Source organism: Bradyrhizobium sp. MI1.10, from assembly GCF_055811035.1.
Window position 1 is genome coordinate 150,313 of sequence record NZ_JBVVPN010000006.1, and the last position, 16,117, is coordinate 166,429.

The 16,117-nt window shown below is 63.6% G+C and carries 14 protein-coding genes; 8 read left to right on the plus strand and 6 right to left on the minus strand.

Going from position 1 to position 16,117, the window contains the following annotated elements; all coding sequences use genetic code 11:
- The first annotated feature begins 238 nt into the window (after positions 1-238).
- The gene (locus AC0L3K_RS08880) at positions 239-433 is read left to right on the plus strand and encodes a hypothetical protein (RefSeq protein ID WP_219683931.1); all 195 of its coding nucleotides are present in this window, start codon (positions 239-241) and stop codon (positions 431-433) included.
- Between the two features lie 414 nt (positions 434-847).
- Here AC0L3K_RS08880 and AC0L3K_RS08885 read toward each other — a convergent pair whose 3' ends face one another.
- Positions 848-1,786 carry a LysR family transcriptional regulator gene (locus AC0L3K_RS08885; RefSeq protein ID WP_219683930.1) on the minus strand — a complete coding sequence of 313 codons (939 nt, stop codon included), beginning with the start codon at positions 1,784-1,786 and terminating at the stop codon, positions 848-850.
- Between the two features lie 291 nt (positions 1,787-2,077).
- Between AC0L3K_RS08885 and AC0L3K_RS08890 the strand changes: the two genes are divergently transcribed.
- Positions 2,078-3,049: a Bug family tripartite tricarboxylate transporter substrate binding protein gene (locus AC0L3K_RS08890; RefSeq protein ID WP_007591650.1), complete on the plus strand. Its 972-nt coding sequence runs from the start codon at positions 2,078-2,080 to the stop codon at positions 3,047-3,049.
- Positions 3,050-3,269: 220 nt separating this feature from the next.
- Complete coding sequence (locus tag AC0L3K_RS08895; RefSeq protein ID WP_007591652.1) at positions 3,270-3,752, plus strand: DoxX family protein; 483 nt, start codon at positions 3,270-3,272, stop codon at positions 3,750-3,752.
- A gap of 43 nt (positions 3,753-3,795) precedes the next feature.
- Here the strand turns inward: AC0L3K_RS08895 and AC0L3K_RS08900 are convergent, their stop codons facing one another.
- From AC0L3K_RS08900 to AC0L3K_RS08920, 5 genes are all read right to left on the minus strand, one after another.
- Positions 3,796-6,981 carry an efflux RND transporter permease subunit gene (locus AC0L3K_RS08900; RefSeq protein ID WP_473365774.1) on the minus strand — a complete coding sequence of 1,062 codons (3,186 nt, stop codon included), beginning with the start codon at positions 6,979-6,981 and terminating at the stop codon, positions 3,796-3,798.
- On the minus strand, positions 6,978-8,393 hold the full coding sequence (locus tag AC0L3K_RS08905) for an efflux RND transporter periplasmic adaptor subunit (protein WP_473365775.1): 1,416 nt from the start codon (positions 8,391-8,393) through the stop codon (positions 6,978-6,980). Before AC0L3K_RS08905 ends, AC0L3K_RS08900 begins: the two co-directional genes overlap by 4 nt.
- Positions 8,390-8,797: a FixH family protein gene (locus AC0L3K_RS08910; RefSeq protein WP_219683927.1), complete on the minus strand. Its 408-nt coding sequence runs from the start codon at positions 8,795-8,797 to the stop codon at positions 8,390-8,392. The genes AC0L3K_RS08905 and AC0L3K_RS08910 overlap by 4 nt, the downstream gene beginning before the upstream one ends.
- A 92-nt stretch (positions 8,798-8,889) precedes the next feature.
- Positions 8,890-9,243 (minus strand): hypothetical protein, encoded by a 354-nt coding sequence (locus tag AC0L3K_RS08915; RefSeq protein WP_219683926.1) that lies wholly within the window; start codon positions 9,241-9,243, stop codon positions 8,890-8,892.
- A gap of 117 nt (positions 9,244-9,360) precedes the next feature.
- Complete coding sequence (locus AC0L3K_RS08920; protein WP_219683925.1) at positions 9,361-10,257, minus strand: DMT family transporter; 897 nt, start codon at positions 10,255-10,257, stop codon at positions 9,361-9,363.
- Positions 10,258-10,767: 510 nt separating this feature from the next.
- Between AC0L3K_RS08920 and AC0L3K_RS08925 the strand changes: the two genes are divergently transcribed.
- The 5 genes from AC0L3K_RS08925 (at position 10,768) to AC0L3K_RS08945 (ending at position 16,096) form a co-directional block, all read left to right on the plus strand.
- On the plus strand, positions 10,768-10,956 hold the full coding sequence (locus AC0L3K_RS08925) for a hypothetical protein (RefSeq protein ID WP_473365776.1): 189 nt from the start codon (positions 10,768-10,770) through the stop codon (positions 10,954-10,956).
- A 61-nt stretch (positions 10,957-11,017) separates the two neighbouring features.
- Positions 11,018-14,782, plus strand: a complete 3,765-nt coding sequence (locus AC0L3K_RS08930; RefSeq protein WP_473365777.1) for a vitamin B12-dependent ribonucleotide reductase — start codon at positions 11,018-11,020, stop codon at positions 14,780-14,782.
- A 31-nt stretch (positions 14,783-14,813) separates the two neighbouring features.
- Positions 14,814-15,059, plus strand: coding sequence for a DUF4160 domain-containing protein (locus AC0L3K_RS08935; protein WP_007591667.1), 246 nt, complete (start codon positions 14,814-14,816; stop codon positions 15,057-15,059).
- Positions 15,040-15,288 carry a DUF2442 domain-containing protein gene (locus AC0L3K_RS08940; protein WP_007591670.1) on the plus strand — a complete coding sequence of 83 codons (249 nt, stop codon included), beginning with the start codon at positions 15,040-15,042 and terminating at the stop codon, positions 15,286-15,288. The genes AC0L3K_RS08935 and AC0L3K_RS08940 overlap by 20 nt, the downstream gene beginning before the upstream one ends.
- A gap of 292 nt (positions 15,289-15,580) precedes the next feature.
- Positions 15,581-16,096: a ParB N-terminal domain-containing protein gene (locus tag AC0L3K_RS08945; RefSeq protein ID WP_219683922.1), complete on the plus strand. Its 516-nt coding sequence runs from the start codon at positions 15,581-15,583 to the stop codon at positions 16,094-16,096.
- The last annotated feature ends 21 nt before the right edge of the window (positions 16,097-16,117 follow it).

Here is a 16,117-nt window from a genome sequence, read left to right on the forward strand (position 1 = left end):
GCTGCTGAACGTGCTCTTCGTTGTGCTAGTCACTCCGCCGCTTAGGCGCCGGCCGCGACAACTTGCTCGCACGATTGATGCAGTCAAGAAGTTCATTTTCAGCAGACGGCAGCCCCCTACCTGACGAGGGCAGTGACGCGCTGCAAAAAACGACAGTAAGGCTGGCTGTTTATTTCCAGCGACGCCGCACCGCAGTTCGCTGTATCGTTCCGTTTTTCCAACAGCGGATTTGATTGCCATGCACCACATCCAGAGTACGCATATTGCCGCGATATTGAAACTGACCGCCCAGCAGCTTGAAGCACTCCGCACCCGCCCAGAGATCCAAAAGGAATATTCCGAAATCCTCGTTTTGAGAGAGAAAATAAAACTGGCGACCGATCTGAAGAAGGCTCGCCGGCAGCTCCTTACTCGGCGCCTGCCAAGCGCCTGAAGCGAGATAACTCCACCCGTTCCTTGCGCTGTGAGGCTCGAGCAAGGAGCTGCTCGTTGGCATTCTCGCTTGTGGACCCTTGCGGTCATTCCGCTGTACAGGTCTGCGTCGGAGCGGTGAATAAATGCCGGGAATGTTCTATGGCCTGTTCAGCTTCCTGGTGCAGACTGGATCGCCTTTGGGCAGGGTTGGCAATCCCGTCCGAGGCGAAGCCGGTCGGCCGGCCCGCTGCACGACCCGACTGACCGGAAGAAGGCGGAAAGTCCACTGCGCCCGCCGGCAACATAGGAGATCTCCCCGCGAGTGGCCTTCTGGTATGATGCTTCTCTCTGAGCAACGGCTTCGGACAGCAGGAGTTAGCTAGAACTGGCCGTCGATCGATGCCGATCGGGTTCAGCCCCAGAGTTCAGGTCCTTACCAACCGCGGCGATGCACGGGGTTTTGCCCCGTGTTGGCATGAAGCACCGTGAGCTCATGAGAATCGAACTCGGCAAACGCCTCGCGCATGACGCGCAAGAATGCCGCCACGCGCGGAATGCCGGCGCTGCCACGCCGGTATAAAAGATGAATGCCGAAGCTTGGCGGGCATGACCATTCCGGCAGCAGTCGCGTGAGCCGACCCGACGTCAGGAAAGTCGGATCGAAGCAGGCCATGTAGATGACGCCGACGCCTGCACAGGCCGCCACGATCAGGCCTTCGCGATCCGGTGTGACGAACGAAGGTCGGATTTGGATCGTTTCGAGCATCCCATTGCGTTCGAATTTCCAATGGTCGACGGAACCAATCGACCAAGCTGGACGAAACAGCAGACAGCGATGATTGACGAAGTCGGCAGGCTGCTCCGGTGCGCCAAAACGACGGACATAGTCCGGCGAGGCATACGCGGCCGGCTTACCCTGACCGAGCCGCTGCGCCACCAGCCGGGACGGCGGAGGTTCGCCGACATGCAGCAGAACGTCGAGGTTTTCAGACTGCATGTCGCGGGGATCCTGGGTCAGCCGCGTCTCGACGAGCAACTCGGGGTATCGATCGTTCAGATTGGCCAGCCTCGGCATCAGGACATAGCGAGCGAGAGGCGCCTGCACGCCTACCCGCACAATTCCGCTGATCCGCCCATGCCTCTTCGTGTAGCCTTCTGTTAGCTCGGTAATGCGGGCAACAATGTCCACGGCCCTGCGATAGACGTCGATCCCTTCCTGGGTGAGCTTGAGCTGACGCGTCGTCCGGTTGAACAAGGGGACCTTAAGCTCGCGCTCCAGCTCGGCGATACCGCGACTGACCGCCGACGGTGTCAGCTCCATGATCCGTGCCGCCGCAGCAAAGCTGCCGCTGTCGGCGGCGCAGATCAGCATTTCGAGGCGACGGCCGCGATTCAAGACGAAACCTCACAAGCTTGGCGGTACCCGTATTCGTGATATTAACTCACGACTGAAGTTCGTCAAAGCTTCTCGACGCGACCGGCCCTGGTGCCTACGCTGCATCCCAGAATTTGCATTGTCGAGGAAGCGTGATGAGGAAGCCAGCTTTAACGACATGTCGCCGGGCTCCCGACGGGCTAGGCGTTTCGAAGTCGTCAGTCGACGGCTGCCTCGTTTTGTAACCAAAGCGGTCCGGCTCATATCCTGTGTCTTGAGGAGAATGTCATGCGTCGTCAGCGCTGGACTTTGTTGATGTTGCTGCTTTGCAGCCTGACGCCTGTGCTGCCAAAGGCAGCCATGGCCGAATGGCCCGAGCGGGCTGTGAAGATCGTGGTGACGTTTCCTCCAGGCAGCGCCAACGACGCGGCAGCACGTATTTTCGCGGATGCGTTGTCCAAACGGTGGGGCAAACCGGTGATCGTCGAAGATCGAACGGGTGCCGAAGGGACAATCGGCGTCGGCGCGTTCGTTTCAGCGCAGGACGATCACACCCTGCTCTATACTGTAATCGGTTCGGTGACGGTCGCGCCGCTGCTGATCGACAAGCTTCCTTATGATGTGGATCGCGATCTGCTGCCGATCGCCTCCACTACATCGATCGTTCTCACTCTCACGGTTAGCAACGGCATTGGCGTCGGTACCATCCCGGAATTAATCGACGTCCTCAAGGCGCAGCCCGGCAACTATGCCTGGGCTTCGGCTCCCACGCTGCCGAGATACGTGTTTGCGGGCTTTCTCAAGCGTCACTCGCTCTCGATGAACTATGTGAGCTATCGCGACGGAGCTCAGCCGCAAGCCGATCTGGGAGAGGGAAGAATCCAGGTGCTTGTCACCTCGCTGACGGCATCCCAATCTCCCGTGCAAACCGGCAAGGCGCACTTCTTGGCGGTGATCAATCCAAGCAGAGCTGCGCTATTGCCTGAGGTGAAAACCGTGCGCGAGCTTGGCTACCCCGAACTCGAGATCGATGGTCTCGCCGGAATCTATGGCGGCCGCAACATGCCGGAGATCGTAAAGGCGCGGATTGCGGCCGACGTTGCCGCCATCTGTGCAGACAGCGAGGTTCGTCGCAAGCTCGAAGCCGGCGGGCACAACGTGCTTGCCGGAACCGCAAGCGAATTGAGGGCCGGAATCGAGCGGCAGCGGAGTTGGCTCGCCGGAATACGTCAGTTGGTCGATATCCGTGACGCAAGATAACAGGCAGGAGATCCCGACGATGTCGTCACCGGCAGCGCTCACACTTCTCGACTGATCCAGTCGCATCGGATCTTGCGCAGCTCGGCCAGGCTAATCGCGCAGCTTTCCTGGCCGGCGATTTCTTCGCGTCCGTCCCAGGCATTTGCGAAAGCCTCGACTTGAGTTGCATCAAGGACGTCTGCCGCTTCGACGTTTAGGCTTGTTCGAAAGGAGAGCAGCCATGTTCATAGCGCCCGACGATTTCCGGATCAAAGCAGACAACTTCGACCTCATGCGAATGGACAACGTCATTCGCATCGCGTGCGGCGCCTTCTATCTTCCTCACGTCGCCGGAAAGTTCGTCGGCTTCGGCGTTCTCAACCCGGCCATCGTCAAGTTCTTCGCGTCTGCTGGCTTGTCGCCGCCCGAGGCCTGGGTCTACGTCGCCGCCGCGGCCGAATTGTCGGTCGCCATTGCGCTGACGCTTGGCATCTGCACGCGCTTCGCCGCGCTCGGTTCGGTCGGGCTGATGGCCGTGGCGGTCTATTCGCTCCAGACTGTGAAGGGCTTTGGCTGGACCTGGAACACGGGCGGATACGAATATCCGGTGTTCTGGGGCATCTGCTCCCTCGCTTTGGCCGCGCAGGCCTGGCAGGTCTGGCTGGGCCGGCGGCAGGACGTCGCCCCGGCTGGCAAGCTGGTGCGGATTGTCGCCGCGGAGTAATGGCCCCACCGCCTCGCCAGCACCACCGCCGCCAGCGTGAAGATCAGTGCTGCAATCTGCCCCGCTCTCCTGTTCGTTTGTCGGTCACCTTGGCCAGCCCAAAACATCCCTGTTCGTCACCTGGCAAGCCAATACCCTTTACAAGCCCGAATATGGCCGGGATGACGATCAGCGTGAGCAGGGTCGACGAAATCATCCCGCCGATCATTGGCACCGCAATGCGCTGCATAATCTCCGAGCCCGTCCCGGTGCTCCACATGATCGGTAGCAGGCCCGCCATGATCGCGACGACTGTCATCATCTTGGGGCGTACGCGCTCCACCGCGCCATCCATGATGGCGTCATAGAGGTCGCGGCGGGTCAGGGCCCGCCCCTCGGCGGCACGCCTGGCCGCGGTCTCAGCCAGCGCCTGATTGAGATAGATCAGCATGACGACGCCGGTCTCTGCGGCGACGCCAGCGAGCGCAATGAAGCCAACGGCGACCGCCACTGAAAGGTTGAAGCTCAACCACCACATCAGCCAAAGCCCGCCGACCAGCGCGAACGGCAGCGAGAGCATCACGATCATCGTCTCCGCGATCGAACGAAAGTTCAGGTACAGCAGCAGGAAGATGATCAGCAACGTCACGGGCACGACGATCTTCAGCCGCGCGGTTGCGCGCTCCAGATATTCGTATTGACCACTCCACATCACGTAGTAGCCCGGCGGAAACTTGATGCTGGCCTGCACAGAGGCTTTAGCGTCCGCGACGTAGCCCCCGAGGTCGCGATCGCGGATGTCGACGTAGATGTAGGTCGCGAGCTGGCCGTTCTCGGTCCGGATCGAGGTCGGCCCGCGCGCCGGCGCGACCTTCGCGACCTCGCCGAGCGGTACCGCGCCGCCGGCGGGCATCGGCACCAACACATCGTTGGCGATGGCCTGCGGATTGTCGCGCAGATCGCGCGGATAGCGCATGTTCACGGTAAAGCGCTGCCGCCCTTCCACGGTCGTGGTCACGGTCTGGCCGCCGAGTGCAGTCGCGATCGTGTCCTGAACGTCCTGGACCATGATGCCGTAACGCGCCAGCGCGGCACGGTCCGGGGTGACTTCCAGATAGTAGCCGCCGATACCGCGCTCGGCGTAGGCCGATGAGGTGCCCGGCACGGCCTTGAGGACCTGCTCGATCTGCTTGGCGAGCTTATCGATCTCGACCAGGTCGGTCCCGATCACCTTGACGCCGATCGGCGTTCGTATGCCCGTGGACAGCATGTCGATGCGGGCCTTGATCGGCATGGTCCAGGCGTTGGAGACCCCAGGAAACTGCAGTGCCTTGTCCATTTCGGCGATCAGTCCATCGATGGTCACACCGGGCCGCCACTCCTGCTTGGGCTTGAGGTTGACCACCGTCTCAAACATCTCGGACGGTGCCGGATCGGTCGCCGTCGCGGCGCGCCCTGCCTTGCCGTAGACTGAGGCCACTTCCGGAAACGAGCGGATGATCCGGTCCTGGGTCTGCATCAGTTCGCCGGCCTTCGTGACCGAGATGCCCGGCAGCGTCGTCGGCATGTAGAGCAGCGTGCCTTCGTTGAGGTTCGGCATGAACTCGGTACCGAGTTGTCGCGCCGGCCAGATGCTCACGGCCAGAATGGCGAGCGCGAGCACCACCACCAGCGTCTTGGCGCGCATGACGCCCTTGATCACCGGGCGGTAGATCCAGATCAGGACGCGGTTGATCGGATTCCTGTGCTCCGGAACGATCCGCCCGCGCACGAAGATCACCATCAGAGCCGGCACCAGCGTCACCGACAGGAGCGCAGCGGCCGCCATCGAGAACGTCTTCGTGAACGCCAGCGGGCTGAACAACCGCCCCTCCTGCGATTCCAGCGTGAAGATCGGCATGAAGGACACAGTGATGATCAGCAGGCTGAAGAAAAGTGCAGGCCCCACCTCCGAGGCGGCGGCGATCAGGACGTCGATCCTGGGCTTTCCCGGCTCGGCGCGTTCGAGGTGCTTGTGGGCGTTCTCGATCATGACGATGGCCGCGTCGACCATGGCGCCGATCGCGATCGCGATCCCGCCGAGGCTCATGATGTTGGAGCCTAAGCCCAGCAGCTTCATGGCGCCGAACGCCATCAAGACCCCGATGGGCAGCATCAGGATCGCGACAAGGGCGCTACGGACGTGCAGCAGGAACACGATGCAGACCAGCGCGACCACGACGCTTTCCTCGAACAGCGTGTGCTTGAGCGTGTCGATGGCCGCGTAGATCAGGTTGGAGCGATCGTAGACCGGCACGATCTCGACCGACTTCGGAAGGCTGGAGGCGATCTCCCGGAAGCGCTTCTTGACGTTCTCAATCACCTCCAGCGCATTGACGCCGAAGCGCTGTAGTACGATGCCGCTGGCGACCTCGCCCTCGCCGTTCAGCTCCGTGATGCCGCGCCGCTCGTCGGGGCCCAGTTCGACACGCGCGACGTCGCGCAGCAGCACCGGCGTCCCATTGTTCGTCTTCAGCACGATGTCGCCGAGGTCGTTGATCGACTTGATGTAGCCCTTGCCGCGGATGACGTACTCGAACTCGGACAGTTCGACGGTCCGGCCGCCGACGTCGGCATTGCTGGCGCGGATGGCATCGCGCATCTTCTGCATGGTGATGCCGCGGTCGCGCATGCGTTGCGGATCGAGGATCACGTTGTACTGCTTGACGAAGCCGCCGACGCTCGCAACCTCGGCGACACCCTCGGCCTTCGCCAGGGCGAACTTCAGATTCCAGTCCTGGATGGTGCGGGTGTCGGCGAGATTCAGCTCCTTCGACATCACGGCATACTGGTAGACCCAGCCGACGCCGGTCGCGTCGGGGCCGATCGTGGGGCTCACGCCGGCAGGCAGGCGCGCGCTGGCGCCGTTGAGGAATTCCAGCACGCGCGAGCGCGCCCAGTAGATGTCGGTGCCGTCCTCGAAGATGACGTAGACGAAGGAGACGCCGAAGAAAGAGAAGCCGCGCACGACCTTCGATTTCGGCACGGTCAGCATCGCCGTCGTCAACGGATAGGTGACCTGGTCCTCGATCACCTGCGGGGCTTGGCCCGGGTACTCCGTGTAGACGATGACCTGGGTGTCCGAGAGATCCGGGATGGCATCGAGCGGCAGATGCAGAAGCGCGTACAGCCCCGCCGCGGCGGCGAAGCCGGTCCCGAACAGGACCAGCAGCAGGTTGCGGGCGGACCAGGCGATGAGACGCGCGATCATTGCTGCGCCCCCTCGGTAAAGCCCTTCAGCGTGGCCTTCAGGTTGCTTTCGGCATCGATCAGAAAATTCGCCGAGACCACCACGGCCTCGCCCTCCGCGAGACCCTGACGGACCTCCACGAAGCCGCCGCCCCGGTGGCCGAGCCTGACCTCACGAGGCTCCAGCCGACCCTGGCCCTTATCGACGAAAACGGCTTGCCGGCTGCCGGTGTCCATCACCGCGCTCTCCGGCACTGCGAGGACGGCATCGCCGCTGCCGGTGTCGATGTCGGCGTCGACGTACATGTCGTGCAGCAGGATCAGGTCCGGATTCTGCAGTTCGATCCGCACGCGCGCCGTCCGGGTCTCCTTGTTGATCTCGGGGTAGATGACCTGGACCTTTCCCGTGAACTCCCGTCCCGGAAAGCTCCGCGCCTTGACCGTGACGGGCTGGCCCGTGGCGATCATGCCGACGTCGCGTTCGGCGACGTCGATCAGGGCCCACACCATCGAGTGGTCAGCGATCCGGAACAGGACGCCGCCCGGCTCGACGCGCATGCCCTCGATGGCGTTGCGCTCCAGCACGATGCCGTCGCGCGGCGAAGTCCATCCGATCGACGTCGGCACGGTCCGGCTCTTCTCGATCGCCGATATCGCAGCATCGGGCACGTCCAGATTCATCAGGCGCTGGCGCGATCCACGGCCATACTGAACGTCGCCGCTGGTCGTCTTCGAGGTGATGGTGGTGAGGTACTCGGCGGCAGCAGAGGAGACGGATGGGCTGTAGACCTCCATCAGCGGCTGCCCCTTGATCACGTGAGATCCGGTCGTGACGTCGGCGACCTTCAGGATGAAGCTTTCCGCCCGCATGGCGACGACGGAGATCCGCCGCTCGTCCAGCGCGATCGTGCCCGGCGCCCTGATGACGGTCCGGATCACGCGCATCGCTGCGGGCTCCGACTTGACGCCGGTCCGCTGGATCTTGCCGGGCGAGAGTTTGATCGACCCGTCGTCGCTGTCGTCGCCCTCGTAGACGGGGATGTAGTCCATTCCCATCGGATCCTTCTTCGGCGTCGGCGATGTGTCCGGCAGGCCCATGGGATTGCGGTAGTATTTGATCTTGCGCTCTCCGGAGGCGCCGGCCGGTGTCGCCGGCGGCGGGGCTGCCACCTGCTCGTCGTCGAAGCTGACGTCGGCGCCTGCGGGCACCGCGCGGAAATCCCGGCCATCCCGGGTCTTTCTCGGCACCAGCGAGTACGACGGTTTGCCGTCCGGATCCTGGTAGTAGATCGCGGCGCCGCTCTCCTCGGCCGCAGCGGGGCCGATCACGGCGGCGATTCGCGCCGTCGGCCGCGGCGGGCCGGCGACGACGAACGCGATGCCCGCCGCCGCGATCAACGCGGCGGCCAGGCTTGCTGAGATGGGGCGGGTCACTTCTGCGCCGTGATGACGAGCTTGTTCTCGACGGTGCCGGTCTCGCCCTGGACCTTGGCTCCGAGCGAAAGCTGCCACCGCCCCGCCATGCCGAAGGTCGCCTTGAAGCGGTACGTGCCCGGCTCCGTCCCCGGCATGGGCGCGACCTTGGTCGCCATCTCCTGCATGCCGTCCGGAGCCATGTCCAAACGGCTGGCGAAGATCACCGCATCCGGCACCGGTTTGCCGGTCTTGGTGTTCACGAGCCGGACGGTGACGACCTTGTCTGGCCCGGCCTGCACCGATTGGTCGACGAGCTCGAACTTATAGTCCTTCATGTCGGCCAATGCGGCCGAGCTTGCGCCGCCGATGGCCGCAGCGATCAACGCGGCCTGGACGGCGCGCGCGAAGGTAGACGTCTTCATGTTGTATCCTCGATGTCCTGAATTCGCCGCCGAGGCGGCGCGCGTCATCCGCGCGCGCGAGGCGCACGGACGCGATCGGCGTCAAGCGCCGCTCAGGCCAGGGTTCGAGGGGGTTGGTCGGGAGGTGGACGGACCAAACCGTCGCCGACCAAATCGTCCGCCACCGAGTGGGTGGTCCGGATCGCGTGTCGCAGCGGCAAAGCGACGGCCTCGGAGGGTCCCGCCTGGGTCGTCTTCAGAACGCACATCGCAACCAGCGGGCAGTCCAGGCAGTCATTGCTCTTCTGGTCGTTGGGGCAACAGGGCATGTCGGCCGACATCGACATGTCGCTCATGCCGTCAAGACGAGCTTGCGCAGCGGCCGACGGCGCCGCCAAGGGCGCCAACGTCAAACCGACGGTCACCAAGACCGCGAACGCAACTCTGAGCAATCGCCGCAGATTCATGGCCCGAACATCCCACGGGCGGCGGAACTTTGGAAGCTCGCCGCCTTCACATGTTCGAAATCGTCAGCCGCAGCAAGGCGGACATCGGGCGGCCAAACTTCATGAGTCCGCGCCCTATTACCGCGTCGCCAGCACCACCGCCGCCAGCGTGAAGATCAGCGCGGCGATCTGCCCTGCTCCCAACGGCTCGTGGAGCGCGATCGCGGACGCCACCACGCCGATGACAGGCACTGCCATGGTCCCGATCGCGGCGACCGAGGCCGGCAGGCGCGCAAGGGCAGCGAACCAGCTGACATAGGCGATGCAGAACTGCACCACGGTCGAATAGACCAGCAGCCACCATCCGACCGGCGTCACCAGCTCCAGATGCGTGGTCTCGACGGCGAGGCCGATGATCGTGATCGGCAGGCAGCCGATCCCGATCTGCCAGGCCGCGGCCGTGATCGGCGGCAGACGGATCGGGTACTTCTTCGAAAACACCGTGCCGAGTGCGAAGCCGAGTGCGCCGCACAGCGCCATGATGATGCCCGGCAGCTTGTCCGCGGTGGCGGCAAAGCCGTTGCCGCCCATGATCGAGGCGAGGCCGGCAAAAGCCATCACCAGCGCGATGGTGCGCAACAAGGTCGGCCGCTCGCCCAGCACCGGCCAGGCGATCAGCGAGGCCCAGACCGGCATGGTGTAGGCGATCAGCGCCGCTTCGCTCGCCGGCAGCCACAGCAGCGCCAGGCCCATCAGCACCATCCAGCCGGTGACGTTGAGGACCGCGGCGGTCACAAGGCGCGGCCAGATCTCGCGCGGGACCCTGAGGCTGTCAGCGCGCATCAGCGCCAGCGCCGCCAGCAGCACCGCGCCCAACACGCCGGTCACCCCGCGCAAGGTCAGCGGCGGCAGCTCGGACAACAGGAATTTCGTCACCGGCCAGTTGAAGCCCCAGCCCACCGAGGTGATGGCGAGGAACATCAGGCCGGCCGGGGCGATGCGCGCTCGCAGCACCGGCCGAGTCGAATCAAGCATGTGGGTAGTCCGGCAAAATCTGATCGAGCTTGGCGCGGATTCGCCCCTCCCACCACCACCCCGGCGGGAATGCCTGCCCTCACCTTCCGTAGCCCTACGTGAGTCCCCCGGAGGCAAGCCCGCCATTCAAAAATATACCTGCCCTGTGAACAGCGGGGTGAAGCCTCAGCGGCGCCCCAAGATGGAAATTTTTTTGGTTGGGAATCCCTGAGGACTCACTGATACTTGGCTCAACAACAGGCGCGGGCCTGCCCCCTGTTATCCCCCACAATCCACCATATTTAGTATTTGATTCAGGAACTCGCACTAGTTCTTGACGGGCGTAACGGAGAGTCCTAGTTTTCGATCCGTTCGGCGCGAGTGTGTTTGCGTCCCGCCGGCACTCCCCCAAAGGGTCTGCAAAACAGCACTCCGCCAAGCCAGACAAAGGCAGCGGGATACGGGCTTGTCTGCCCGGCGAGAGCGGACTTTTCGGGCGCCTGAACGGGCTGGAAACAGGCCCGGATGGCAATGGTTGAAGACGTGACGTTGTGGGGCGTTGAACGCATGTCGGGCTCATCCCTTTGGGGCGGATGGGTCTGGACGTGCCGGCGGATGATCGGTGCGCGCATCGAGGAATCGCGTCGGGAGAAAATGGGCCGGGTCTACCGGCTGAACTGCGATGCCAAGGGCCAGGCGGCCTCGAGCACCGCGAAATGAAATGATGACCCGGTACGCCTGAACGGAGGCGGTCCGGTCAAAGATAGGACGGGGCAAGACCATGCGGATTGAGCGGCGCCACACCACTTCGGGACAGTCACCTTACGCCGGCATCGAGTTCCGGCTCACCACGTCGGAGATCAGGAATCCCGACGGCTCGGTCGTGTTCAAGCTCGACAATGTCGAGGTCCCGACCGCGTGGTCGCAGGTCGCCTCCGACGTCCTCGCCCAGAAGTACTTCCGCAAGGCCGGCGTTGCCGCGCGCCTGAAGAAGGTCGAGGAAGAATCCGTTCCCTCCTTCCTGTGGCGCTCCGTGCCCGACACCGAGGCGCTCGCCCTCCTGCCCGAGAAAGAGCGCTTCGTCAGCGAGCTCTCGGCCAAGCAGGTGTTCGACCGTCTCGCCGGCTGCTGGACCTATTGGGGCTGGAAGGGCAACTACTTCTCCTCCGACGAGGACGCCCAGACCTTCTACGACGAGCTCCGCTACATGCTGACCATGCAGATGGTCGCGCCGAACTCGCCGCAATGGTTCAACACCGGGCTTCATTGGGCCTATGGCATCGACGGCCCCGGCCAGGGCCATTATTACGTCGACCCCTTCACCGGCAAGCTGACCCGGTCGAAATCCTCCTACGAGCATCCGCAGCCGCACGCCTGCTTCATCCAGGGCGTCGGTGACGACCTCGTCAACGAGGGCGGCATCATGGACCTCTGGGTCCGCGAAGCCCGCCTGTTCAAATACGGCTCCGGCACCGGCTCCAACTTCTCGCGCCTGCGCGGCGAAGGCGAACGCCTCTCTGGCGGCGGCCGCTCGTCCGGCCTGATGAGCTTCCTCAAGATCGGCGACCGCGCCGCGGGCGCGATCAAGTCCGGCGGCACCACGCGCCGCGCCGCCAAGATGGTCGTCGTCGACGTCGATCACCCCGACATCGAGACCTATATCGACTGGAAGGTGAAGGAGGAGCAGAAGGTCGCGGCTCTCGTCACCGGCTCCAAGATCAACCAGAAGCACCTCAAGGCGGTGCTCAAGGCCTGCGTCAATTGCGAAGGCTCGGGCGACGATTGCTTCGATCCCGAGAAGAACCCGGCGCTCCGCCGCGAGATCAAGCTCGCGCGCCGCAGCCTCGTGCCTGACAATTACATCAAGCGCGTCATCCAGTTCGCGAAGCAAGGCTACAAGGACATCCAGTTCGACGTCTACGACACCGACTGGGATTCGGAAGCCTACCTCACGGTATCAGGCCAGAACTCCAACAATTCGGTGTCGCTGAAGGACGACTTCCTGCGCGCGGTCGAGACCGACGGCGACTGGAATCTCGTCGGGCGCACCACCAAGAAGATCACCAAGACGCTGAAGGCGCGCGACCTCTGGGAAAAGATCGGCTACGCCGCCTGGGCGTCGGCCGACCCGGGCCTGCACTTCAACACCACCATGAACGACTGGCACACCTGCAAGGCGTCCGGCGACATCCGCGCCTCCAATCCGTGCTCGGAATACATGTTCCTGGACGACACGGCGTGCAACCTCGCCTCTGCCAATCTGCTGACGTTCTACGACGTCCCCTCCAAGCGCTTCGACGTCGAAGGCTACGAGCACCTCTGCCGGCTCTGGACCATCGTGCTCGAAATCTCGGTGATGATGGCGCAGTTCCCGTCGAAGTCGATCGCCGAGCTCTCCTACGAGTTCCGCACGCTCGGCCTCGGCTACGCCAATATCGGCGGCCTCCTGATGACCATGGGTCTGTCTTATGACAGCAAAGAAGGCCGCGCGATCGCCGGCGCGCTGACCGCGATCATGACCGGCATCACCTACAAGACTTCGGCCGAGATGGCGGCCGAGCTCGGCACCTTCCCCGGCTACAAAAAGAACGCCGCGCACATGCTGCGCGTGATCCGCAATCACCGCCGCGCCGCCCATGGCCAGTCCAACGGCTACGAGGCGCTGAGCGTCAACCCCGTGCCGATGGACCTGGTGTCCTGCCCGCAAGGAGACCTCGTCACGCATGCGCAAGCCGCCTGGGATGCGGCGCTCGAGCTCGGCGAGAAGCACGGCTATCGCAACGCCCAGACCACGGTGATCGCGCCGACCGGCACGATCGGCCTCGTGATGGATTGCGACACCACCGGCATCGAGCCTGATTTTGCGCTGGTGAAATTCAAGAAGCTCGCCGGCGGCGGCTACTTCAAAATCATCAACCGCGCGGTCCCGGCAGCGCTTCGCGCGCTCGGCTATCGCGAGAGCGAGATCGCGGAGATCGAGGCCTACGCCGTCGGCCACGGCTCGCTCTCCAACGCGCCGGGCATCAACGCCTCGACGCTGAAGGCCAAGGGCTTCACCGACGAAGCCATCGCCAAGGTCGAAAAGGCGCTGCCGACCGCGTTCGACATCAAGTTCGCCTTCAACAAATGGACTTTTGGCGAGGACTTCATCCGCGACCAGCTCGGCATCGGCGCAGAGGCGATCGCGGCCCCCGGCTTCGACCTGCTCCAAGCCGTCGGCTTCACCAAGCGCGAGATCGAGGCGGCCAACGTCCACATCTGCGGCGCGATGACGGTGGAAGGTGCCCCGCACCTCAAGGCCGAACATTATCCGGTGTTCGACTGCGCCAACCCCTGCGGCAAGGTCGGCAAGCGCTATCTCTCGGTCGAGAGCCACATCCGCATGATGTCGGCGGCGCAGCCCTTCATCTCGGGTGCGATCTCCAAGACCATCAACATGCCGAACGACGCAACTGTAGAGGACTGCAAGTCCGCCTACATGCTGTCGTGGAAGCTGGCGCTGAAGGCCAACGCGCTCTATCGCGACGGCTCCAAGCTCAGCCAGCCGCTCAACTCGCAGCTCATCAGCGATGATGAGGACGAGGACGATGCGGTCGATCATCTCTACGACAAGCCGATGGCGGCCCGCACCGCCCAGGTCTCGGAAAAGATCGTCGAGAAGCTGGTCGAGCGCATCATCGTGATGCGCGAGCGCGAGAAGATGCCGGATCGCCGCAAGGGCTACACCCAGAAGGCGGTCGTCGGCGGCCACAAGGTGTATCTGCGTACCGGCGAGTATGACGACGGCCGTATCGGCGAGATCTTCATCGACATGCACAAGGAAGGCGCCGCACTGCGCTCCTTCATCAACAACTTCGCCATCGCGGTGTCGCTGGGTCTCCAGTACGGCGTGCCGCTCGACGAATATGTCGACGCCTTCACCTTCACCCGCTTCGAGCCGGCGGGCCCGGTGCAGGGCAACGACAGCATCAAATATGCGACCTCGATCCTCGACTACGTCTTCCGCGAGCTGGCGGTGAGCTATCTCAGCCGCTTCGACCTCGCCCATGTCGATCCCAGTGAGACCGGGTTCGACGTGCTCGGCAAGGGCGTCGAGGAAGGCAAGGAGCCTGATGATCACGGCCAGCGCGCCTCCAAGCTGGTGTCGCGCGGCCTCACCCGCTCCCGCACCGACAACCTCGTGGTGATGCGCGGCGGCTCGACCGCGGTCGCGCAAGGCAACGACAGCGCACCGGCGGGCGGCAGCAAGGTCACCTCGCTCGCCTCCCACGGCGCGGGCCGTGCCGGCGACGTCCTGGAAGGCGCGGTCGCGCTGAAGCAGGAAGTGGCCCACGACCTCTCGCCCACCGAGAAGTTGGAAGCCCTGCAATGGAGCAAGGCCGGCAGCGCGCAAGTCGCAGTGCCCAGCAAGGCCGAGCGCCGCGCGGAAGCCAAAGCCAAGGGCTATGAGGGCGAGATGTGCAGCGAGTGCGGCAACTTCACGCTGGTGCGGAATGGCACGTGCATGAAGTGCGATACGTGCGGCAGCACGACGGGGTGCAGCTGATACCAATAGCGCAAGCCGCCCGGAGGCATTGATGCCAGTTGCATTACGCCAGGGCGGCTTGCGTTACTACTTCTTCTCAAATGAGGGGCAGCCACCCGAGCTGCCCCATATTCATGTCAAAGGCGGCGGCCGGGACGCCAAGATTTGGCTTGAGCCTGGCATATCAATAGCCGACAGTTATGGGTTCAATCCGCGGGAACTTTCGAATATCCTGCGCGTCGTGGAAGACAATCGCGATCTTCTCCTGAAGGCCTGGCATGACCATTTCGGCAACTAGCGTTCGCTTCGACGAACACACGATGTGGGTCGAACTGTCCGATGGAAGGACACTCGGGATCCCGCTTGCGTGGTTTCCGCGCCTGCTCCATGCAACGCCAGACGAACGCAACCAGGTCGAGCTCAGCCGCGTCGGCCTGCACTGGGAAGCGCTTGACGAAGATATCTCCGTTGCCGGCCTTCTCGCGGGACGCGGCGATGTCACGCGCTCCCCGGAACACGCCGCCTAAGTGGCCGATCCGCCCTGCGGATGCGTCGCCCGGAAGCTGCAGGCAAGCCCGAGGTCTACGACAGCGACATGTGCTCGGTATTGCGGCGACAGCACGTAGGATGGGTGGAGCGAAGCGATACCCATCGCCGCCAAATCCACAGAAGGGATGGGTTTCGCAAGGGCTCAACCCATCCTGCGAGCTCATCAACACCCTGCCGCCGAAATTACCTTTGCGGTCGAGCCCTTCCCTCCTAAACTCCGACCACCGCCGGCATCGGTTCCGACGGGCCCGGTAGAAGCGGAGTCAAGTAATGCCCAAACCGGAAAGCTTCCCGATCGAGAAGATCTTCGTTCCCACGAAGCAGAAGAAAGCCATCAAGCCCGAGACCGTCGGAGAGATCGCTGAAAGTATGCTGGACATCGGACAACAGGAACCCATTTCCGTCCGGCTCGACGGAGACCGCCTCGTTCTGGTCGAGGGACTGCATCGGCTCGAAGCCTGCAAGGCGCTCGGCGAGACGACGATACTCGGTGTCATCGTCCCGGCGGAGGTCGCTCAACACAGGCCGCTGCTCTCCGAAGGACCCGCAGTCGAGGCAGAGCGCATCAAGATGGCGCGATTGAAACAGCTGCGCCTCGAGAAGGAAGCTGCGGAAGCATCTATGGCTGGCTCGAAGAGCGTCAACGGAACGGAACCGCCGCGCACCCGTCCGACGAAAGGCGTTCGCGACAATCCGAAGGCATCACCGGGCCGGACCGTGGGATCGACACCGACAACATTGTCGGACTGGATCACGCAGCAAAAGGGCCACGGCGGCCGCTATTGATTGTTGGCTCCAGCTCGGGTG

What these genes read in the sequence shown, in the direction of transcription:
- AC0L3K_RS08910 (WP_219683927.1), bottom strand. Translation starts at nt 8,797, where the DNA reads ATGAAGACGTCTACCTTCGCGCGCGCCGTCCAGGCCGCGTTGATCGCT.
- AC0L3K_RS08930 (WP_473365777.1), top strand. Translation starts at nt 11,018, where the DNA reads ATGCGGATTGAGCGGCGCCACACCACTTCGGGACAGTCACCTTACGCC.
- AC0L3K_RS08915 (WP_219683926.1), bottom strand. Translation starts at nt 9,243, where the DNA reads ATGAATCTGCGGCGATTGCTCAGAGTTGCGTTCGCGGTCTTGGTGACC.
- AC0L3K_RS08935 (WP_007591667.1), top strand. Translation starts at nt 14,814, where the DNA reads ATGCCAGTTGCATTACGCCAGGGCGGCTTGCGTTACTACTTCTTCTCA.
- AC0L3K_RS08885 (WP_219683930.1), bottom strand. Translation starts at nt 1,786, where the DNA reads ATGCTGATCTGCGCCGCCGACAGCGGCAGCTTTGCTGCGGCGGCACGG.
- AC0L3K_RS08900 (WP_473365774.1), bottom strand. Translation starts at nt 6,981, where the DNA reads ATGATCGCGCGTCTCATCGCCTGGTCCGCCCGCAACCTGCTGCTGGTC.
- AC0L3K_RS08920 (WP_219683925.1), bottom strand. Translation starts at nt 10,257, where the DNA reads ATGCTTGATTCGACTCGGCCGGTGCTGCGAGCGCGCATCGCCCCGGCC.
- AC0L3K_RS08925 (WP_473365776.1), top strand. Translation starts at nt 10,768, where the DNA reads ATGGTTGAAGACGTGACGTTGTGGGGCGTTGAACGCATGTCGGGCTCA.
- AC0L3K_RS08890 (WP_007591650.1), top strand. Translation starts at nt 2,078, where the DNA reads ATGCGTCGTCAGCGCTGGACTTTGTTGATGTTGCTGCTTTGCAGCCTG.
- AC0L3K_RS08945 (WP_219683922.1), top strand. Translation starts at nt 15,581, where the DNA reads ATGCCCAAACCGGAAAGCTTCCCGATCGAGAAGATCTTCGTTCCCACG.
- AC0L3K_RS08940 (WP_007591670.1), top strand. Translation starts at nt 15,040, where the DNA reads ATGACCATTTCGGCAACTAGCGTTCGCTTCGACGAACACACGATGTGG.
- AC0L3K_RS08880 (WP_219683931.1), top strand. Translation starts at nt 239, where the DNA reads ATGCACCACATCCAGAGTACGCATATTGCCGCGATATTGAAACTGACC.
- AC0L3K_RS08895 (WP_007591652.1), top strand. Translation starts at nt 3,270, where the DNA reads ATGTTCATAGCGCCCGACGATTTCCGGATCAAAGCAGACAACTTCGAC.